This window comes from Pseudomonas sp. CFBP13509 (assembly GCF_005233485.1).
GTDB classification, from domain to species: Bacteria; Pseudomonadota; Gammaproteobacteria; order Pseudomonadales; family Pseudomonadaceae; genus Aquipseudomonas; species Aquipseudomonas marginalis.
This window is the reverse complement of record NZ_QGAA01000025.1, coordinates 1-20,912: the sequence shown is the minus strand read 5'-3', so window position 1 is coordinate 20,912 and position 20,912 is coordinate 1. Positions and strand designations below refer to the sequence as shown.

Below are 20,912 nucleotides of genomic sequence, written 5' to 3'. Positions count from 1 at the left end.
GAACCGATTGTACTTTTCACAGCCCCCAGGCCGCTTGCAGCAGTTGGCCGGCGACACTAAGCTGCCGACTCGCCCATCCAATTGGTGCCGATATGGCCAACCCCAGACCTTCGCTGACCCTGACCCTGCTGCAAGCCCGTGAAGCCGCAATGGCGTTCTTCCGCCCGGCGCTGAACAAGCATGCACTGACCGAGCAACAGTGGCGGGTCATTCGGATCCTGCGCCAGCAGGGCGAACTCGAAAGCCACCAGCTCGCCCAGCAGGCCTGCATCCTGAAACCGAGCATGACCGGAGTGTTGACCCGCCTGGAGCGCGACGGCCTGGTGCGCCGGCAGAAGTCCAGCCAGGATCAGCGCCGGGTGTTCGTGGGCCTCACCGAGCGCGGCCAGCAGTGTTTCGTCTCCATGAGCGAAGGCATGGAAAGCAACTACCAGAAGATCGAAGAGCAGTTTGGCGCCGAGAAGATGGAGCAGTTGCTGGGCTTGCTCAATGAGCTGAAAAACATCAAGCCTTGAACGCGCCAATATTTCATTAATAGGTGAACATCTTTGCCCGTAGAGGGCATCGCGGGCGCACATCCTCACTATCCATTTTCGGCACACATGCACGAGCTGCCCCGGGTTCGGAATGGAACTTGCGTGCGATACGACCTGTAAGCCTTGCAACTGAAAAAGGTTGGGTCAATGAACAATAATAATGTACTGATGCCTGCGGCCTCGGTGGTGCTTCCACCGGCGTTACCCCTCCAGCGTTTCCTGACCAGCGACATCGATGAGCACGCTCGCAATATGGGCGGCTGGCAGGTTCGCTACGATCAGTTGTCACCCGGCTCCTTTGCCGGTGAGTTGCTGGAGTTCCGCTCGGACTGGATGCAACTGGTGCGCGACCGCTCTAATCAGGCCATGGTCAAGAGTGGTGTGGCCTGGAAAGGTGCGATCACCTTCAGCATTCCCTTGAGTGCCGACGGCCCGGTGTATTGCTCGGGGCATCCGATCCACGAGCCCAGCCTGTTGGTGGCCCACGGTGAAAACCTGCCCGAGCTGCACACTCCACAGCACTTGGACCTGCTCGGCGTGGCCATCGAAGAGCACGCCCTGGAACATGTGCTGGAGTGCCAGGGCATTCAATTTCGAATTACCGATCTTCCCAGGTGTTACCGCTTGGGTGATTCATCCGTGCAACGTGACCTCGCGGCGTTGTTCGATGAGCTGGCGGGCTGTGATGCCGTGCTCGGGCATGACTCGATCCGCCGCGGCATCCGCGATGCGGTGATGCTGCATATGCTGGAGTTGATCGCCCCGGACCAGGCGCCACCCCTCAACCCCACGGCGCGCAAAAGGATGGTCGATCGCGCCCGCGAATATGCATTGAGTCACCTGGACGAGCCGCTGTCGATCCTCGACCTGTGCAACCACATCGGCGCCAGTCGGCGCAAACTCCAGTACTGTTTTCAGGAGACCCTGGGCATCAACCCGGTGGCCTATCTGCGGGCACTGCGCCTCAATGCGGTGCGCCGCGAACTGCGAACCAGCACCCAAGCCCACGGCGTACAGGAAGTGGCGGCGCGCTGGGGCTTCTGGCATTTGAGCCGGTTTGCAAGCGATTACCGCACCATGTTCGGCGAAAGCCCTTCCCAGACCCTGCGTCGCACGCAACTCTGCTGAAAACGGATAACCGCCGCACTCTGCGCGTTACTAGGATGGCCCACACCACTTGATGGGAGGGGCATTCGATGATTCACCACAATAATGCAAGCGCCACACGCATGACGCTGTTCACCCTGGGGCTGCTGGGTTGCTGCGCCAGTGTCCAGGCCACCGAGAACGGTGCGCCGACCACCGCCGTCGGCGTGTACGATTTCGGCGCGGGGATGATGCCGCCGGCCACGCCGTTCGGGACCGTGGGGCTGCGCACGGCGTTTTACTCGGCCAATGTGCAGAAGGACCGTAACGGTCGCTCCGTCGACAACCACTTCTCACTGGATGTGCTGTCCATCGGCGTCGCCTACATGCGCATGACCGATCACACGGTGCTGGGCGCCAACTATGGTTTCGGCGTGGTGGTACCTTTTTTCAAGATGGACGCTTCCGTCAAGGTGCCCACACCGGTGGGTCCGCTGAGCCTGGAAGCCGATCCGTTTCGAATGGCCGACATGCAGTTTCTGCCGGTGATCCTGCAATGGAATCTGTCGCCGAACCTGTTTATCAACACGCAACTGCAGATCCAGGCGCCCACCGGTGACTACGACAAGAATCGTTTGATCTCCCCAGGGCTCAATCACTGGACGTTCTCGCCGATCGTCAACGCCACCTACATCACCGACAGTGGTTTCGAGGTTTCTTCCAGCTTTGAGGTTGACGTCAATACCCGCAACCCCGCGACCGACTACAAGAACGGTGTCGAATACCGCCACGAATTTGCCGTGGGCCAGCATGTAGGGCCGTGGACCCTGGGCCTGGGTGGTTACTACTACCGTCAGTTCAGCGATGACGACGCGCCAGGGCTGCAATCGGGCAACCGGGCGCGGGTGCTGGCGGTCGGGCCGGCCGTGAGTTACTTCAAGCCCGGCCTGCCGCCCATTTGGCTGCACGCCTACAAGGAAACCGATGCCCGCAACCGTGCCGAGGGTTACACCGTGGCACTGCGCATTTCTCAAAGTTTCTAAGGGGCTGGCCATGAACTCATCACATTCCGATTCCCCATCGCCACGGCAAGCCACCGGGCGCCGTGAAGGGCTGGTGCTGATGCTGGGCAGCAGCCTGACCATCATGGGCGCGGCCATGGTGGCGCCGATCCTGCCCAAGCTGGGCGCCGAGTTCGGTGCGCTGGAACCGCGCGCCGACCTGCTGGTGCCCTTGGCGGTCACCGGGCCGGCACTCGCGATTGCGCTGTGCGCCCCCCTGGCCGGCTGGTTGGCCGACCGGGTCGGGCGCAAGGCGTTGCTGGTGATCGCCACGCTGTTGTATGCCGTGCTCGGGGCCATCCCGGCGCTGCTGGATAACTTGCCCGCCATCGTCGGTGTACGCCTGCTGTTCGGCGCGGCGGAGGCGGCGGTGATGACCTGTTGCGCCACGCTGATTGCCGACTATTGGCACGGCGAGGAACGGCTGCGCTACATCAATCGGCAAGTGGTCACCATCGGTTTGGTCGGCTCGCTGTTCTATGTCGTGGGCGGCGCGTTGGGCGAACACTCCTGGCGCCTGCCATTCCTGCTGTACCTGCTGCCACTGCTGTTGATGCCGATGATGATCAAGGTGCTGTGGGAACCCGCGGCCGCTCGCCAGCCCGTCGAGGTGGCTGAACAGGGCAGGGTGGCCGTGCTGCCGTTGGTGCTCGGTTATCTGCTGATCCTCAGTGGGATGGTGCTGAGTTTTATCGTGCCGATCCAGGCGCCGGTTTTACTCGTCAGCCTCGGCATCACTTCAAGCACGATGATCGGGCTGTCGGCGGGGGGCAGTCTGCTGGCGACCCTGGGCGGTTCGTTAGCCTGGCCGCTGCTGCGCCGACGCATCGGTATCCCCGGTTGCAATGCGCTGTTGCTGAGCCTGCTGGGCCTGGGGTTGTGGCTGCTGATGCGCGCACCGAGCTACACCATGGTGTTGGTGGCCGTGCTGATCCATGGCCTGGGCGCCGGGCTGCTGGTGCCCAACGCGATGGCGCCGGTGATGAATGCCCTGAGCGCGAAAACCCGCGGGCGCGGCTTGGGTGGGTTCACGGCGTTTCTGTATTTCGGTCAATTTGTCAGCCCGCTGGTGGTGGCCGTGCTCAGCGTTTACTCGGGTGACGTACGTCGTTCAATCCTGTGGCTGGCCTGCGCCAGTTTTGCCTCGGCCCTGGCCTGGGCACTGGCAGGCCTGCAAGCACGGCGCAAAGCGCTGACCCAGGCATTCGGATCAAGTCATTCATAATCAATAGGAGACGAACATGGACATCCACAACCTGCTGGACAGCGAGGACGCCACCGGTTTGGCCGAATGGGTCAGGCGCGGTGAGGTGCAGCCCGGCGAGCTGCTGGAAGCGGTGATCGAGCGTATCGAACGGGTCGAACCGCAGCTGAATGCGGTGGCCGAGCGGCTTTACGATTCGGCCCGCCAGTCGGTACGCGCGTCGCGCCCCGGCCCCGGTGTGTTTGCCGGGGTACCGACTCTGATCAAGGATCTGTTTTCGCCGGTCAACGGCGCGGCGATGACCAATGGCTCGCAGGCGTTGGGAGGCGCTCGCGCTGACTTTGAAGCCGAACACGTAAGCCGTATCCGCCGGGCCGGGTGTGTGATTGTCGGTACCAGCACCTCACCCGAGTTCGGCACCTCCTATTCCACCGAGTCCAACCGCTTTGGCGCCACGCGCAACCCCTGGAACATCGCCCACAGTGCCGGCGGCTCCAGTGGCGGTGCGGCAGCCTTGGTGGCGGCGCGCGTCGTACCGTTTGCCCATGGCAACGATGGCGGCGGTTCCTTGCGTGTGCCGGCGTCCTGCTGTGGGGTGTTCGGCCTCAAGCCCAGCCGTGGGCTGTTGCCGTCCGGGCCGATGGTCGGCGAGGGCTGGGCCGGCATGGGCACCCCCCATGCGATTACCTTGTCGGTGCGTGACAGCGCCGCGCTGCTGGATGCCACGGCCGGGATCGACCTGGGCGCACCCTATGCCGCGCCGCTGCAGGCACAGCCCTATGTCAGCGCGCTGCAGCAGGACCCTCGGCCGCTGCGGATCGCCCTGGTCGAGCAGCTCGGGCCTTGGCCGACCTCCGGCGAAAGTGTGCAAGCCGTGCGCCAGGCCGCCAGGTTGTGCGAATCCCTGGGCCACCGCGTTGAACCGGTCAGCTTGCCGGTGGCGCTGCCGGCGTTTCTCGATCAGGTCTTCACCATCATCGGTGCAAGCACGCGCCATTATGTCGATGTGTTGGGGCAGATGCGCGGTTCCGCCGTGCAGCCCGAGGAGCTGGAAGCCCGCACCCGCATCATTTTGCGCAGCAAGGGCGATGTCAGTGGTGCGCAGTACGCGGGGGCCGTGGAGTGGATTCATGCCTTGGGTCGGCAGTTGGCGGTGTTCATGCAGGATTACGACCTGATCCTCACGCCGACCCTGGCCCGCGAGCCGGTGCCGATCGGGGAGCTGGACCTGCAAGACGACCGCTTGAGCCTGGAGGAATTGATCGAACGGTTCCACAGCTACTCACCGTTCACGGCGCTGTTCAATGCCAGCGGGCAACCGGCAATGTCGGTGCCGTTGCACTGGAGCGCTGCCGGCCTGCCGATGGGCGCCCACTTCGCCGCTCGCTTTGGCGAAGAAAGTACCCTGCTGGCCCTTGCGGGGCAGTTGGAGCGGGCCCAGCCCTGGCGCGGCCGGGTTCCGCCGGTCAATGCCTGTCGGTTGTGAGCCTCTGAGGGCTTCTGCATCGGGCGGGTGGGCCGACCTGCCTGATGCAAACCGCCTTCTGGTCATTCAGCCGCGAATCGCTGCCTTTTTATTCGATACATATCACCGTCCGCATGGCTGAGCAGGGTGTCGGCATCCTCTCCGTCCTGGGGATAAACCGCCACGCCGATGCTGCAGGACGGCATCTTCACCCCACCAAACTCGGGCCCCAGCGGCTCGGCCATGACCGCGAGTATCTGCACCACCCTGGCAGAAATAGCCTCCCGCGACGGGATGTCCGTCAACAGCACCGTGAACTCATCACCGCCCATCCTCGCCACCAGGTCGCTGTCGAGTACGCAGCGTTCCAGGCGTCGGGCAATCGCACACAGCACGCGATCGCCCATGGCGTGGCCATGCACATCGTTGATGCCCTTGAAATCATTGATGTCCAGGAACAGCAACGCCAGGCCGCGGTTGTGGGACTGCGCACTGTGCAGGGCCTGGTCCAGCCGATCATTGAACAGTGAGCGGTTGGTCAGGCCCGTCAGCGGATCATGATGGGCAAGGAAGCGCAGTTCTTCTTCGGCCTGGGTGAGCGCCGTCACGTCCCGTGCGACACCGATTCGCGCGCCTACCTCTTTGGACCAGAAGGCCGCCCACAGGATGTGCACGACACTGCCATCCTTGCGTAGATAGCGGTTGCGGAAGTCGACATGGGAGTGGCCATTCATGACCCGCACAATCGAGGCTCGAGTGCGCGCCAGGTCTTCGGGGTGCATGTAGTGAGTGATCAGGGTGCCGACCAGTTCGTCGGCTCGGTAGCCGAGCAGGGCCTCGCAGGCATCGCTGACGAAGACAATCTGGCTGTCGCCGTCGACGACAAATACCGTATCCAGCATCAGGTGGATCAGTTTGGGGTACAGCGCTTGCAGGTCAACGGGCATGGGGTATCGGGCGTCCGGTTCATATGGGCCGATCATAGCCCGATCATGAGCAGGGGCGTCGAGCAATCCTGCACATTTTTAGTCCGCTCGGCAGTCGCTGAGAGCGGCCTGGCAGAGGCTTTTCGCGTAGGGGGCGGCGCTGCGAGCCACAGGGAGGGTTGTCGTACAACCGAATGCGCTATGATGCGCGTTCCTCCGCCAACCGAGATACCCGTTCTTGATGGACAACCCGAACGTCCAGCCCACCGTTCGCCGCCGGCACCGCAGCCTGGCCGAAGAACTGGTCACCGAGCTTTCCCGGCGCATCTGTTCCGGTGAGCTGCCGCGTGCCACCAAGCTGCCCACCGAATCCGAAGTGATGGCCGAACATGGGGTGAGCCGCACGGTGGTGCGCGAGGCCATTTCGCGCCTGCAGGCCTCGGGCCTGGTGGAAACCCGGCACGGCGTCGGTACCTTTGTGAAGGATATCCCGAGCCCCAGCGGGTTTCGCATCGACCCGGACAGCATCGTGACCCTGCAGGATGTGCTGGCTGTGCTGGAGTTGCGCATCAGTCTGGAGGTGGAGGCCGCCGGCCTCGCGTGCGTGGGGCGGACCGACGAGCAATTGCAGGTGATGCGCGACTCGCTGGATGCGCTGAACTCGCGGGCGGTGAGTGCCGACTACGCGGTGTCGGCAGACTTTCAGTTTCACCAGCAGATCGCGTTGGCCACGGGCAATCGCTACTTCACCGACATCATGTTGCACCTGGGGGTCAACATCCTGCCGCGTACACGCCTGCACTCAAAACGCTTGGCCAACGACAACAAGGAGCCCTTCCTGGAGCGCCTGAGTCGTGAGCATGAGGACATCTACAAAGCCATCCTGCGCCGTGACGCCGATGCGGCTCGGGCGGCGATGCGCCTGCATCTGTCCAACAGTCGCGAGCGTATGCGCCGGGCCTATGAAGCCGCCGCCGCCGAGTTGTCGAACGGCCCTGCCGCAGTGAACGCGCCGCCCTGAAGCCCGCTGCCCGGTTCATCAGCCGCCGCCGGCGGTTGCTGCTCGACCTTGGCGCGAAACGCTTCCGAGCTGTCCTTGGGTGCAAAGCCCAGGTGTTCCGTGTGCCGAGTACTCCACCAGCGATCGCGATTGTCCGAGACGCCATACACCACACTGTGCCCAACCTCCTTGGCCAGCAGGGCGCGCGCCACCAGACGGTCCAGGTCGGTGTAGCTCAGCCAGGTCGACAGCATCCGCCGGTTGCGCGGCTCGGGGAACGACGAGCCGATGCGCAGGCTCACGGTTTCAATCCCATAGCGGTGAAAGTAGAACGCCGCCAGGTCTTCGCCGTAGGCCTTGGAGAGGGCGTAGTAGCCATCCGGACGGCGCGGTGAGTGCACGTCCAGTTCAACGTCCTGGGGATAGAAACCGGTGACGTGGTTGGAACTGGCAAACACAATCCGCTTGACCCCCTGTTGTCGCGCCGCCTCATAAATGTGGAATGTGCCGCGAATATTGGCGTCGAGAATCTCCTCGAACGGCCGCTCCACGGAAATCCCGCCCAGGTGAACGATGGCGTCGACGCCGGTGACCAACGCCGCAACGGCGGCCTTGTCGGCCAGGTTGCAGGTGATCACCTCGTCGTGCTCACCACGGCTGGGGGCCATGGGGCTGATGTCCGAGGCGCGGACGATGTCGGCATGGGCGTGCAAGGTGTTCCGCAGGATTTGCCCCAGGCCGCCGGCGGCGCCGGTGAGCAAGATGCGCGTGAAGGGTTTGGGTGGTGTGGTCATGGTCAGGTCTTCCATTGAACGCTGAATGCAGGTGGCTTGCCTGTCGAGCGATGCGCACTCGCCAGGCAAGTCGTGGGGGCTTTACATGAAGTTGTACTGGATGCCCAGGCGCCACCGCGCCTGGCGGTCTTCGGACGTGGCGTTGACCTTCACATCACCAATCTCCATGAACGGGGCCCATTCCTTGGTGAGCTTGTATTTGACGATCAGGTTCTGTTCGTAATCGCTCTTCTTGTTGTCGTAGCGGATGTAGTCAGTCTTGAAGTAGATGAACTGATATTCATACGCCCACTTACTGGCCGGCGTGTAGCCGAGCCAGCCCTCGAAACGATGGGTGGTCTGGTCATCCTTGATGTGGTCGGGCAAGTCCTCGTTGACCTGGTCGCGGTCCAGCTTCTTGGCATCCAGGCGATAGCGCGTGGCGGCGTAGAAGGCGTCGTTGATCTTGTAGTTGTACTTGAGGCCGAACTTGTAGGTGGTCGAGTCTTTCGAGCTGTCCATCTGGAACGCCGGGGTCAACGTCGATTGCGCGCTGAGTTTGTAGTTGTAGCTCACGGTGAACTCGTGCCCGTTGTTGACCATGTTGTCGTAGGCGACGTCTTCACGGTCGCCGGCGGTGCGGTATTTCATTTCCGCTTCAAATCCCAGGCCACTGTCCAGGCGGTAGTTGAGCTTGATTCGGTCAGCGTGGGCGCTGTCCTCCTCGGTGAACTGGTGGCGGTAGTTGATGCTGGCAGAGTCAGCGCTGACATACAGCGGCAGGCCGAGGGTCAGGGCAGTAACGAGCGTGCGTAGGGTGGTGTTCATACGGTCTTCTTTTTTGTTTTTGTTAGGGTCGTTTGACGGTTGCTACGGCAGTGGATTGTTGCGGATGGCTCTCATCTAAGGTGCCGATATACGTTATCGTACGACAAGATGACTCGTCTATGGGTTATCGGTGGTTTTGAAACATCTTGAAATATATGTGCCCACTGAATAGGGCTTTACAGCAATCCGGGTTATTCCTTGGTTGTCTTTAAAAATAAGGGTTTTGTCGAGATTTACTGAAAATGTATGCAGGTGAGGGGCGGGTTATTGGGTCTTTTCAAGTGTTGTACGATGACCTATGATCGGTCGCAACAGACGACACTTCCGTCACAAATCCAATAAGAAGGCTTACGACGTCCATGAGAATCACAGCAGTCAACGTCCAGGTATTTTCCTACCCGACCCGCCGCGCAGTGGACAGCGCCGGCCATGCGCACCCGGGTGATGTCACCCAGGCGCAGATGGCTTTGCTGCGCATCCAGACCGAAGACGGCCAGGAGGGTTATGCCTTCGGCGCCCCGGAGCTGATCCGCCCGTATGTACTGGATGGTTTCGTGCGCAAAGTGCTGGTGGGGCAGAACGCTTTCGATCGCGAAAAAATCTGGCACGACCTCGCGCACTGGCAGCGCGGCAGTGCCAGCCAGTTGACCGACCGCGCCCTGGCGCTGGTGGAGCAGGCCCTGTGGGATTGGGCCGGGCGCAAACTGGGTGTGCCGGTGCACAAGTTGATTGGCGGTTTCCGCGACAAGGTGCCGGCCTACGGCTCCACCATGTGTGGCGACGAACTGCCCGGTGGCCTGGCGACCCCGGAAGACTACGGGCGTTTTGCCGAGACCCTGGTGCAGCGCGGCTACAAGGCCATCAAGCTGCACACCTGGATGCCGCCGGTGTCCTTCGCCCCGAGCCCGCGCATCGACGTGCAGGCTTGTGCGGCGGTACGCGAAGCGGTCGGCCCGGACATCGCCCTGATGCTCGATGGTTATCACTGGTACAGCCGCACCGAAGCGCTGTACATCGGGCGTGAGCTGGAGAAGCTCGACTTCGCCTGGTTCGAAGAGCCGATGATGGAAGAGTCCGCCGAGTCCTATGCCTGGCTGGCGGGGCAGTTGGACATTCCGGTGCTGGGTCCGGAAACCCTGTCCGGCAAACACCTGAGCCGCGCCAGTTGGGTCAAGCACGATGTGTGCGATATCTTGCGCGCCGGTGTGGCGGGCGTCGGCGGCATTGCGCCGTGCCTGAAGGTTGCGCACCTGGCTGAATCCTTCGGCATGGATTGCGAGATTCATGGCAACGGTGCGGCCAACCTGGCTGTCGTCGGCGCGATCAAGAACTGCACCTGGTATGAGCGTGGCCTGTTGCACCCGTACCTGGATTACGACGAAGTGCCGGCCTACCTCAAGCGTCTGGTAGACCCGATGGACAGCGACGGTTTTGTGCACCTGTCCGACTTGCCGGGCTTGGGTGAAGACATCGATTTCAACTTCATCGAGACCAATACGCTTAAAAGCTTCTGACGTGCACACGGTCAGTCCGGCATGAGTCGGGCTGATCAAGAGCACCTACCAATACAAGAATAAATATAAAAAAGGCACTCTTGTTATGAGCATTTTCCCTTCGCTGTGGGCGCGGGTGTTCGTCGCCGCGCTGGCTGTCACCGCTGTACCTGCAAGTTTCGCAAAAACCCCGGCCGATCAATTGATCGTCGGCATGAGCATGATCAACCTGCTGTCCCTCGACCCGGCGGCGGCCACCGGCCTGGATGTGTCGGAGATCAACGCCAACCTCTATGACATGTTGCTGGTGCAGGACGTTGCCCAGCCGGATCGCCTGGTGCCGGCGCTGGCCGAGCGCTGGCAGGTCAGTGACGACCGCAAGACCCTGACCTTCAACCTGCGCACCGGCGTGAAATTCCAGTCCGGCAATGACCTGAGTGCCGAAGACGTTGCCTGGTCGTTGCAGCGCGTGCTCAAGCTCAACCTGGCGCTGGCTTCCACCTGGAAGGCCTACGGCTTTACCGCCGAGAACGTCGAGCGCTACATGCGTGCCACGGATGCCACGACCTTCGTGATCGAGCTGCCGCGTCCCACCGACCCGCTGCTGGTGCTCAACACCCTGGCGACCTCGCCGAGTGCGTTTGTCCTCGATCGCAAAAAAGTCCTCGAACACCAGAAGAACAACGACATGGGCGCCGCCTGGCTGGTGACTCACGCCGCCGGCAGCGGTGCGTTCGTGCTCAATGACTGGCGCGCCAACGACGTGATCCTGATGAGCCGTTTCGACGGGTACTGGGGCGGCCCGGCCAAGCTCAAGCGCATCGTCATGCGCAACATGACCGAGTCGCAGTCGTTGCGCCTGATGATCGAGCGCGGCGACCTGGACATCGCCAAAGGCATGTCTGCGCCGGACATCGAAGCCCTGCAGAAAAGCGCCAAGGTCCGCACCCAGACCTTGCAGCGCGGCACCCTGTACTACGTCGCCCTGAGCGTGAAGCAACCGATGTTTGCCGATGCGCGCGTGCGCAAGGCCGTGCGTGCGCTGATCGATTACCAGGGCATCAACCAGACCGTCATGCCCCATTACGGCGTGATCAACCAACGGCCGCTGCCGCTGGGCCTGGCCGCGCGCCTGCCGGATCCGGGTTACACGCTCAACGTCGAACAGGCCAAGGCCTGGCTGGCCGAGGCCGGTTACCCGAACGGTTTCAAGACCACCATTCGCGTGCTCGCCGAACCGCCGTTTATCAACATTGCCTCCAACCTGCAGTCGACCCTGGCCCAGGCCGGTATCGACGCCAGCATCATCACCGGCACGGGCAACCAGATCTACGGCGCGATGCGTGAGCGCAGCTTCGACATCATCGTCGGCCGCGGCGGTGGCGGGGCGGAACGGCATCCGCACTCCAGCCTGCGTACGCTGGTGTACAACCCGGATAACCGCGATGAGGCCAAGCTCACCAACTTCCAGGGCTGGCGCACATCCTTCTACAGCCCTGAGCTGAACCAGCTGATCGAGCGCGCGGAAGTCGAGCCTGACACAGGCAAGCAACTGGCCCAGTACCGCGACATCCAGGAGCAGGTCGACCGGCAGGTCGGGGCCATTTTGCCGGTCTCGCAAATGACCGACACCGTGGTGGTGTACGAAGACGTGGCCGACTTCCAGGGCCATACCGCCGCGACCACGCGCTACAAAGACGTCTACAAGAAGCGCTGACCGATTATCAGGAGCTCACTATGTTTGTTATGACTGCCTCTGTCATGGGCGCTCGCGCGTCCAACACAGCCCGGCGTGCCGGTACGGTGCTGGTGACCTTGCTCGGCCTGCTGGCCCTGACGTTCATCATCGGCCGGGTCATGCCGCTCGACCCCGTGCTGGCGGTCGTCGGGCCGGATGCCGACAGTTCAACCTACGATCAGGTGTACCGGTCGATGGGCCTGGACAAGCCGATCTGGACCCAATTCGGTCTTTACCTCAACGACCTGCTCCACGGTGACTTCGGCAATGCGCTGTTGACCGGCCACCCGGTACTCGACGACATCCTGCGCGTCTTCCCCGCGACGATTGAGCTGGCCACCCTGGCGATCCTGTTCGGCGTGCTGATCGGTTTGCCCCTGGGCGTCTGTGCCGCCAGCAACCAGGGGCGCCTCGGCGATCACGTGGCGCGGGTGATCACCTTGTTCGGCTACTCCACGCCGATTTTCTGGCTGGGCATGATGGGGCTGCTGGTGTTCTACGCCTGGCTCGGCTGGGCCGGTGGAGCGGGGCGCATCGACCTGGCCTATGACGGCATGGTGCCCGAGGTCACCGGCCTGCTGCTGATCGACTCGACCCTGGCACGTGACTGGGAGGCCTTCGCCAGCGCTCTGCGCCACATCGTGTTGCCGGCGCTGATCCTGGGTCTGAACTCGGTGGCGTATATCAGCCGCATGACCCGCAGCTTCATGCTCGAGCAGCTGTCCCAGGAGTACATCATCACCGCGCGGGTCAAGGGCCTTTCCCGGCGCCAGGTGGTGTGGGGGCATGCGTTTCGCAACATCCTCGTGCAGTTGCTGACGGTGGTTGCGTTGGCCTACGGCTCGTTGCTGGAGGGCGCGGTGCTGATCGAAACCGTGTTTGCCTGGCCGGGGTTCGGCCAGTACCTGACCAGCAGCCTGATGCTCGGCGACATGAACGCGGTGATGGGCTGCGTGTTGGTGATCGGCTTGATTTTCGTCGCGCTCAACCTGATCAGCGACGCCTTGTACAAGGTGTTCGACCCCCGTACCCGTTAACGCACTGCGCCGTACCGATAAAACTATAAAAAGAAGGAATTTTGCATGAAGACGGTATTTTCAACACTGCACCTTGGCCTGTTGACGGCGATGCTCGCCCTTGGGCCGATGACAACGGCCAGCGCCAAGACCCCCGTCGATCAATTGATCGTCGGCATGAGCATGGTCAACCTGTTCTCCATCGACCCGGCCAATGCGCCTGGCCTGGATGCCTCCGGCGTCAACGCCAACCTCTACGACACGCTGATCAAGCGTGACCAGGGCAACCCGGAAAAACACCTGCCGCAATTGGCCGAACGCTGGGACATCAGCGAAGACGGCAAGCAGGTGACCTTTCATCTGCGCCAGGATGTGAAATTCCATTCGGGCAACCCGCTGACCGCCGAGGACGTGGCGTGGTCGCTGTACCGGGTGATGAAGCTCAATTTCGGCCTGGCCACCACCTGGAAGGCCTATGGCTACAGCGTCGAGAATATCCAATCGCTGATCCGCGCCACGGACGCCCACACCCTGGTCATCGACCTGCCGCAGACCATGGACCCGCTGCTGCTGGTGGACTCCCTGGCGATCTCGCCGAGCGCTGTGGTAGTGGACCGCAAGACCGCCCTGGCCCATGAGAAAAACGGCGACCTCGGCGCCGGCTGGCTGGTGACCAACGAGGCCGGCAGTGGCCCCTTCGTGCTGACCAAATGGAGCGCCAACGATTCGCTGCTGCTGACCCGTTTCGACGGCTACTGGGGCGGCGCGGCCAAGCTCAAGCGCGTGGTGGTGCGGCACATGACCGAATCCCAATCCTTGCGCCTGATGCTCGAGCGCGGCGACCTCGACCTGGCCTACGGCATGGCGGCACCGGACATTCGCGCCATCGACGGCTCGGACAAGATTCAGGTGCAATCATTGCCGCGCGGCACCATGTACTACGTGGCGATGAGCATGAAGCAACCCGAGTTTGCCAAGCCTAAGGTGCGTGAAGCGGTGCGCAACCTGATCGACTACAAGGGTCTGGATGAACAGGTGATGCCGTATTACGGCAAGCTCAATCAGCAGCCGATGCAGTTGGGGCTGGAAGCGCGCTTGCCGGATCCGGGCTATCACATGGATGTGGTCAAGGCGAAAAAGCTGCTCGCCGAGGCGGGTTACCCCGACGGTTTCAACACCACCATTCGCACGCTGTCGGAGCCGCCGTTTATCGACATCGCCGCGCGCCTGCAGGCGACCCTGGCCGAAGGCGGGATCAAGGCCAGCATCGTCACCGGCACCGGCAACCAGGTCTACGGCGCCATGCGCGCGCGCAATTTCGAGATCATCGTGGCCCGCGGCGCCGAGCGTTATCCGCACCCGTATTTCAGCCTGCGCACCTTCGCCTACAACCCCAACAACAGCGATGACGCCGGCTTGCCGAACTTCCAGGGCTGGCGCGCTTCATTCTTCAATCCGCAGCTCAACAGCCTGATCGACCAGGCGGGCGTGACGCGCGATTCGGCACAGCGGGTCAGCCTGTATCACCAGGCGCAGACGCTCTATGACCAGCAGGTGGGGCCGATCCTGATGATCTCGCAGATGACCGACACCGTGGTCAGCGCTGCCGACGTCAAGGGTTTCAGTGGTGACGATGCCGAGGCCACCCGTTACCTGGGTGTCTACAAGCAGCGTTGAGTGGGGCTGCGGCCCTTCAGAATTCACACAGAGAAGATGCTTATGAATGCCAATCTGTCTTCCATCGACACGGCGGCGAAGCGGCCGGTGGATCGCTCGCCGGGCTCCAGCTTCGATGCCTTCTGCAAGAGCGGCCTGCGGGTGCTGCGTCACCTGTTGCGCAACCCCATGACCCTGGCGGGCCTGCTGGTTGCGCTGCTCTTGGTGGTGGTCGCGGCCTTTGCGCCATGGATCGCCACCCATGACCCGGTCGCGCAAAACCTCGCCACAGCCTTGCAGGCGCCGGGCTCGGCGCACTGGTTCGGCACCGACGAATACGGTCGGGATATTTTCAGTCGGCTGGTCTATGGCTCGCGGATCACGCTGTACATCATTGCCCTGGTAACCGTGATCGTCGGTCCCATCGGGCTGTTTATCGGCACCGTCTCGGGCTACTTCGGCGGAGCGGTCGACACCGTGTTCATGCGCCTGACCGATATCTTTATTTCCTTCCCCAGCCTGGTCCTGGCACTGGCCTTTATCGCCGCCCTGGGCCCTGGCCTGGAGCATGCGGTGGTGGCGATTGCCTTGACCTCATGGCCACCGATTGCGCGGCTCGCGCGGGCTGAAACCCTGTCCCTGCGCAACGCCGACTTTGTCGTCGCCGTGGAACTGCAAGGCGCGTCGCCGGCGCGGATTATCCTGCGCCATATCGTGCCGATGTGCCTGTCCTCGGTGATCATCCGCCTGACCATGAACATGGCCGGGATCATCCTCACCGCCGCCGCTTTGGGCTTTCTCGGCCTGGGTGCCCAGGCGCCGCTGCCGGAGTGGGGCGCGATGATTTCCACCGGGCGCCGCTACATGCTCGAGTGCTGGTGGCTGGTGGCGGTTCCCGGGGCGGCGATCATGTTGGTCAGCCTGGCCTTCAACCTGTTGGGCGATGGCCTGCGGGACATCCTTGATCCGCGCAGCGAATAATCGGAGAACACCTTATGTCTGCCATCAAGCTGAATGTCGAAGGGCTGAATGTGCGCTTCGTCAGTGGCCAGAAAGAAACCCACGCCGTGCGCGATGTGTCCTTTACCTTGGGGCGGGAGAAACTGGCGATTGTCGGTGAGTCCGGCTCAGGCAAGTCTACCGTCGGGCGCAGCTTGCTCAAGCTGCATCCGCCCAGCGCCAGAATCACCGCCAAGGCCATGGCGTTTGGCGAGGTCGACCTGCTCTCGGCCAGTGAAAAGGCGATGCAGAAGATTCGCGGCCAGCGCATCTCGATGATCATGCAAGACCCCAAGTACTCGCTGAACCCGGTGGTCAAGGTGGGCGACCAGATTGCCGAAGCCTACCTGGCCCACCACAAGGCCAGTCGCAGTGATGCGCGCGAACGGGTCATGCAGATGCTCGAGCAGGTGCATATCCGCGATCCGAAGCGGGTCTACAACCTGTACCCCCACGAGGTGTCCGGCGGTATGGGCCAGCGCATCATGATCGCGATGATGGTCATCACTCGCCCGGAAGTGATCATTGCCGACGAGCCCACCTCGGCCCTGGATGTCTCGGTGCGCCAGCAAGTGCTCAACGTGCTGGAAGAACTGGTGGACCAGCAGCAGATGGGGCTGATTTTTGTCAGTCACGACCTCAACCTGGTGCGCAACTACTGTGACCGCGTGTTGGTGATGTACGCCGGGCGCGTGGTCGAATCCCTGGCTGCCTGCGACCTGCAATACGCCGAGCATCCCTACACCCGTGGCCTGCTGGCCGCGCTGCCGAGCATGGATAACCGTCGCGTGCACCTGCCGGTGCTCAAGCGCGATCCACTCTGGCTGACTCAATAAGGAACCTGACCATGCCCATGATCCAAGCGCACGCCTTGAACCTGAGTTTCGGCACCGGCGCTGCCATCAACCAGGTGCTGCACGATGTGAGCCTGAGTGTCGCCGACGGCGAATCGTTCGGCCTGGTGGGGGAGTCCGGTTCGGGCAAGACCACCGTGCTGCGCTGCCTGGCCGGGCAATACCGGCATTGGCACGGGGAGCTGAGCATCGCCGGCGCGCCGTTGCAGCACAAGATTCCCAAGGAGCACTTTCGCAAAGTGCAGATGGTCTTCCAGGACCCCTACGGCTCCCTGCACCCCAGGCACACCATCGACACCGCCCTGCGCGAGCCGCTGATTATCCATGGGGTAGGGGACAAGGACGATCGGATCCACGAGATCCTGCTCAAGGTCGGCCTGAACGACAGCTTCCGCTTTCGCTATCCGCATCAGCTGTCCGGTGGGCAGCGCCAACGGGTGGCGATTGCGCGCGCATTGATCCTTGAACCCCGCGTGTTGTTGCTGGATGAACCGACCTCGGCCCTGGATGTGTCGGTCCAGGCCGAGATCCTCAACTTGCTGGCGGACCTGCGCCAGCGCGAGAAACTCACCTATCTGCTGGTCACCCACGACCTGGGTGTGGTCACTCACTTGTGCGACCGGGTGGCGGTGATGCAGCACGGCCGGATCGTCGAGTTGCTCGACTGCCAGGCCTTGAGCCAGGACCAGGCCGTGCACGACTACACGCGCATGCTGGTGCAGGCCAGCCGTGACTTCAGCCAGGAGTCTGAGCGACGGCGGGTCGGCTGATTTCTATAGTCATCGTATGACCAATCTTGATTGGTAATGCGCCAATTCCTATGAAATGCGATTAATATGCTGTTTTTATTGAAAAAAATATAAAGGCCCTGAACTAAGGCACTCAGGGCTAGCTAACAATCATTTGTAGTTGTACGATGACGTACCTCTCGAGGTATCCCTTTATTTTTTGATTTGAGGTTTGCGAACATGACGCCACAAGAACTAAAAACAGTCCTGTCTTCCGGCTTGCTCTCGTTCCCGGTTACCGACTTTGACGCGGCCGGTGACTTCCGTGCCGACACCTATGCCCGCCGCCTGGAATGGCTGGCACCCTACGGCGCCAGCGCGTTGTTCGCGGCCGGGGGCACCGGGGAATTCTTCTCCCTGGAAGCCAAGGAATACACGCAGATCATCAAGACTGCGGTGGACACCTGCAGGGGCCAGGTGCCCATCCTCGCCGGGGCAGGGGGCCCGACTCGTCAGGCCATCGCCTACGCCCAGGAGGCCGAGCGCCTCGGTGCCGCCGGTATTCTGCTGATGCCTCACTACCTCACCGAAGCCAGCCAGAAAGGCCTGGTGGCCCACGTTGAGCAGGTGTGCAATTCGGTGGATTTCGGCGTGGTGGTGTACAACCGCAACCTGTGCCGTCTCAATGCCGACAGCCTCGAGCAGTTGGCCGAGCGCTGCCCGAACCTGATCGGCTTCAAGGATGGCATCGGTGAAGTCGAATCCATGGTGTCGATCCGTCGTCGCCTCGGCGATCGCCTGACCTACCTCGGCGGGCTGCCGACCGCCGAAGTCTATGCCGCGGCCTACAAGGCCCTGGGCGTGCCGGTGTATTCCTCGGCGGTGTTCAACTTCATCCCGAAAACCGCGATGGATTTCTACCGCGCCGTGGCCGCCGACGACCACGCCACCGTGGGCCGCTTGATCGATGATTTCTTCCTGCCGTACCTGGCGATCCGCAACCGCTGTGAAGGTTATGGCGTGAGCATCGTCAAGGCCGGTGCACGCCTGGTCGGCCACGACGCCGGCCCCGTGCGCGCGCCGTTGACCGACTTGCTGCCTGAAGAAGTGGAGCAGTTGGACGTGCTGATCAAGGCGCTGGGCGCCCAGTAAGACTGTCAGTCTGCGGCGCCCTGTGTGGCGCCGCTGTCCTTTCATCAACCTGAGGTTTGACCATGCCCCACTGCATCATCGATTGCCCGGCGGCCTTGGCCCAGCGCATCGGCGAACACACCCTGCTGGCCACCGTACACGATGCCCTCGACAGCTTCGGCGTATTCAAGCCCGGCGACATCAAGGTGCGGCTCAACGGCTTCACCCATTACCGCTGTGGCAGCACTCAAGATGACTTCGTGCACGTCGCCCTGTACCTGTTCGCCGGGCGCACTGCCGAACAACAGCGCAGCCTGGCTTCGGCGACGCTGGGCGCCCTGATTGAACTGCTGCCGCAGGTCGAGGCGCTGTCCATGGACGTGCGCGAAATGCCCCGCGAAACCTTCGTCAATCGCAGCCAATACCTCGAAGAATCCGGGCGGCAGAGGTAGCGCCCCTCGGTGTGAATACCGGCAAAAACAAGGAGAACAACATGCCGTATCAACCCTCGAAAAAAAACCCGGTGCGTTGCGCGCTGGCCCTCGTGGCGCTTGGATGCAGCCCGCTGTCATGGGCGCTGCAAGCCCCGTCAAAACTGCAGGTACCGACGCTGGCCTTTGATGACCGGCAAATCATCCTGGTGTGGGAAAAACCTGCCGAGCATGCCGGCATCAAGGATTACCGGGTCTACGCCAATGGCACGCTGCTGGGCAGCGCCAATGCCAATAATGACCAGGTGTCACCGGCCAAACCCTACATCGACCAGTTTTATCGGCAAGACACCGCCAACTTCCACCATCGCATCGGCATTCACAGCTTCACTGCCCAAGGCTTGAAGCCCGACACTGCGTACCGTTTCACCGTGCGTTCGGTGGACGGCAGCGGCAAGGAATCCGCCGACAGCGCCCTGGTGCTGCAACGCACCACCCCGGTTGCGGCGGTATTTGACGTGAAAAAATACGGCGCCAAAGGCGACGGCAGTCACCTCGATACCCAGGCGATCCAGAACGCCATCGATGCCTGCACCGTCGGTTGCACAGTCTTGCTGCCTGAAGGCACCTACAAAAGCGGCGCGCTCTACCTCAAGAGCAACATGACCCTGGAGATCGCCGAAGGCGCGACCCTGCTCGGCTCCGAGCGCGCCGAAGATTACCCGCTGGCCGGCTATATCCAGTACCCGTATTCCACCACCGTGCGCCCGGCTTCGCTGATCAACGCGTTGCCCCGCGATCCACGCCAGCATCAGTCATTCGAAAACATCCGCATCGTCGGCAAGGGCACCCTCGATGGCAATGGCTGGAAGCGCAACGCCGATGTCGTCGACGAGCGTGGCCAGGCACTGCCGTTCTACCTGCCCAGTGACAATACCCGCTATGCCCAGGACGGCATCCTCGCCAAGGCGCAGGTGGAACAGGCCGTGGCACGCGGCATGAACGTCAAGGATGCCTACGGGCAGATGCGTTCCTCGCTGATTACCCTGCGCAATGTGAAGAACGTCTTCTACGGCGGCTTCACCGTGGTGAACCCGGCGTTCCACGGCATCATGAACCTGGAGACCGAAAACGTGGTGCTGGCCAACACCACCCACACGACCTACGACGCCAACAACGGCGACGGCATCGAGTTCGCCAACAGCAAGGGCGCGATGGTGTTCAACAACTTCTTCGACACCGGCGATGACTGCGTGAATTTTGCGGCCGGCACCGGTGCCGATGCCGTGCACCAGCCGCCGCAGGAAGACGCGTGGATCTTCAACAACTACTTCCGCAAGGGCCACGGCATGGTGGTCGCCGGCAGCCACACCGGCGCCTGGATCCAGAACATCCTGGCCGAAGACAACGTGTCGGACGGCACCGATGCCGGGTTGCGCATGAAGAGCACCAACTTCATGGGCGGCGGCGCGCGCAACGTCACATTCCGCGACTCGGCGATCCGCAACACCGTCAAGCAGGCGTTCATTTTTACCCTCGACTACAACGACCCTAACGCCAAGCTCGACTATCAGCGCTCAACCATCGCGGGGCAGTTCAAGGACATCCGGGTGAGCGACGTGAGCGTCGAGAATGCGCAGGGGGCGGCGATCGAGGTCAAGGGTGATGCAGCGCACAACGCCTACCATCAGGGCCTGGTGTTCGAGCGCGTGCGCTTTCGCGGCGCGGCCAAGGCGCGTATCGATGGACTGAAAGACTCACGCTTCGACCGCGTGGTCTTCAGCCAGACCGGCGCTGCCAACCTATGGCAGGTCAGCGATAGCCAAGGGCTCGTGTTCAAGGAGGTGGAGCCGACGCCGTAAGCGCAAACGTTATGGCGAATGGACCCTCGTAGTGAGCGGGCTTGCCCCGCGCTGGGCTGCGCAGCAGCCCCAAAACACAGCCCCGGAACTGTCTGGCACACTGCAGCGTTCTTATTGGGGCTGCT

At 62.3% G+C, this 20,912-nt stretch carries 19 protein-coding genes; 16 read left to right on the top strand and 3 right to left on the bottom strand.

Going from position 1 to position 20,912, the window contains the following annotated elements:
* The first annotated feature begins 92 nt into the window (after nt 1–92).
* From hpaR to PspCFBP13509_RS28210, 5 genes are all read left to right on the top strand, one after another.
* Nucleotides 93–515, top strand: coding sequence for a homoprotocatechuate degradation operon regulator HpaR (hpaR, locus tag PspCFBP13509_RS28230; RefSeq protein ID WP_092488322.1), 423 nt, complete (start codon nt 93–95; stop codon nt 513–515).
* A gap of 168 nt (nt 516–683) precedes the next feature.
* On the top strand, nt 684–1,664 hold the full coding sequence (locus PspCFBP13509_RS28225; RefSeq protein ID WP_065923962.1) for a helix-turn-helix domain-containing protein: 981 nt from the start codon (nt 684–686) through the stop codon (nt 1,662–1,664).
* A 68-nt stretch (nt 1,665–1,732) separates the two neighbouring features.
* Complete coding sequence (locus PspCFBP13509_RS28220) at nt 1,733–2,665, top strand: SphA family protein (protein ID WP_065923963.1); 933 nt, start codon at nt 1,733–1,735, stop codon at nt 2,663–2,665.
* Nucleotides 2,666–2,675: 10 nt separating this feature from the next.
* The gene (locus PspCFBP13509_RS28215; protein WP_137212990.1) at nt 2,676–3,908 is read left to right on the top strand and encodes an MFS transporter; all 1,233 of its coding nucleotides are present in this window, start codon (nt 2,676–2,678) and stop codon (nt 3,906–3,908) included.
* A gap of 16 nt (nt 3,909–3,924) precedes the next feature.
* Complete coding sequence (locus PspCFBP13509_RS28210; RefSeq protein WP_137212989.1) at nt 3,925–5,373, top strand: amidase; 1,449 nt, start codon at nt 3,925–3,927, stop codon at nt 5,371–5,373.
* A gap of 62 nt (nt 5,374–5,435) precedes the next feature.
* Here PspCFBP13509_RS28210 and PspCFBP13509_RS28205 read toward each other — a convergent pair whose 3' ends face one another.
* The gene (locus tag PspCFBP13509_RS28205; RefSeq protein ID WP_137213006.1) at nt 5,436–6,299 is read right to left on the bottom strand and encodes a sensor domain-containing diguanylate cyclase; all 864 of its coding nucleotides are present in this window, start codon (nt 6,297–6,299) and stop codon (nt 5,436–5,438) included.
* 220 nt (nt 6,300–6,519) lie between these two features.
* Between PspCFBP13509_RS28205 and PspCFBP13509_RS28200 the strand changes: the two genes are divergently transcribed.
* Nucleotides 6,520–7,299: a FadR/GntR family transcriptional regulator gene (locus PspCFBP13509_RS28200; protein ID WP_065923966.1), complete on the top strand. Its 780-nt coding sequence runs from the start codon at nt 6,520–6,522 to the stop codon at nt 7,297–7,299.
* Here PspCFBP13509_RS28200 and PspCFBP13509_RS28195 read toward each other — a convergent pair.
* Together PspCFBP13509_RS28195 and PspCFBP13509_RS28190 are read right to left on the bottom strand one after the other, a co-directional pair.
* Nucleotides 7,239–8,072: an NAD-dependent epimerase/dehydratase family protein gene (locus tag PspCFBP13509_RS28195; protein WP_065948008.1), complete on the bottom strand. Its 834-nt coding sequence runs from the start codon at nt 8,070–8,072 to the stop codon at nt 7,239–7,241. The two genes, PspCFBP13509_RS28200 and PspCFBP13509_RS28195, sit on opposite strands and share 61 nt — an antisense overlap.
* An 81-nt stretch (nt 8,073–8,153) precedes the next feature.
* A complete protein-coding gene (locus PspCFBP13509_RS28190) occupies nt 8,154–8,879 on the bottom strand; it encodes an oligogalacturonate-specific porin KdgM family protein (protein ID WP_065923967.1) in 726 nt (241 codons plus the stop codon).
* Nucleotides 8,880–9,238: 359 nt separating this feature from the next.
* Between PspCFBP13509_RS28190 and PspCFBP13509_RS28185 the strand changes: the two genes are divergently transcribed.
* The 10 genes from PspCFBP13509_RS28185 (at nt 9,239) to PspCFBP13509_RS28140 (ending at nt 20,787) form a co-directional block, all read left to right on the top strand.
* The gene (locus PspCFBP13509_RS28185; protein ID WP_065923968.1) at nt 9,239–10,393 is read left to right on the top strand and encodes a mandelate racemase family protein; all 1,155 of its coding nucleotides are present in this window, start codon (nt 9,239–9,241) and stop codon (nt 10,391–10,393) included.
* 85 nt (nt 10,394–10,478) lie between these two features.
* Entirely contained in the window at nt 10,479–12,089 is a 1,611-nt protein-coding gene (locus PspCFBP13509_RS28180; protein WP_065947986.1) for an ABC transporter substrate-binding protein, read from the top strand.
* 20 nt (nt 12,090–12,109) lie between these two features.
* A complete protein-coding gene (locus PspCFBP13509_RS28175) occupies nt 12,110–13,147 on the top strand; it encodes an ABC transporter permease (RefSeq protein WP_065923970.1) in 1,038 nt (345 codons plus the stop codon).
* A 45-nt stretch (nt 13,148–13,192) separates the two neighbouring features.
* A complete protein-coding gene (locus PspCFBP13509_RS28170; RefSeq protein ID WP_137212988.1) occupies nt 13,193–14,803 on the top strand; it encodes an ABC transporter substrate-binding protein in 1,611 nt (536 codons plus the stop codon).
* Between the two features lie 42 nt (nt 14,804–14,845).
* Nucleotides 14,846–15,763, top strand: coding sequence for an ABC transporter permease (locus PspCFBP13509_RS28165; protein WP_027603510.1), 918 nt, complete (start codon nt 14,846–14,848; stop codon nt 15,761–15,763).
* A 14-nt stretch (nt 15,764–15,777) separates the two neighbouring features.
* On the top strand, nt 15,778–16,617 hold the full coding sequence (locus PspCFBP13509_RS28160; RefSeq protein WP_065923972.1) for an ABC transporter ATP-binding protein: 840 nt from the start codon (nt 15,778–15,780) through the stop codon (nt 16,615–16,617).
* Between the two features lie 11 nt (nt 16,618–16,628).
* Nucleotides 16,629–17,405, top strand: coding sequence for an ABC transporter ATP-binding protein (locus tag PspCFBP13509_RS28155; RefSeq protein ID WP_065923973.1), 777 nt, complete (start codon nt 16,629–16,631; stop codon nt 17,403–17,405).
* Between the two features lie 198 nt (nt 17,406–17,603).
* Nucleotides 17,604–18,515 (top strand): 5-dehydro-4-deoxyglucarate dehydratase, encoded by a 912-nt coding sequence (kdgD, locus tag PspCFBP13509_RS28150; protein ID WP_065923974.1) that lies wholly within the window; start codon nt 17,604–17,606, stop codon nt 18,513–18,515.
* Between the two features lie 62 nt (nt 18,516–18,577).
* Complete coding sequence (locus tag PspCFBP13509_RS28145) at nt 18,578–18,946, top strand: 5-carboxymethyl-2-hydroxymuconate Delta-isomerase (protein WP_137212987.1); 369 nt, start codon at nt 18,578–18,580, stop codon at nt 18,944–18,946.
* A gap of 41 nt (nt 18,947–18,987) precedes the next feature.
* Nucleotides 18,988–20,787: a glycoside hydrolase family 28 protein gene (locus PspCFBP13509_RS28140; RefSeq protein ID WP_137212986.1), complete on the top strand. Its 1,800-nt coding sequence runs from the start codon at nt 18,988–18,990 to the stop codon at nt 20,785–20,787.
* Nucleotides 20,788–20,912 lie beyond the last annotated feature (125 nt).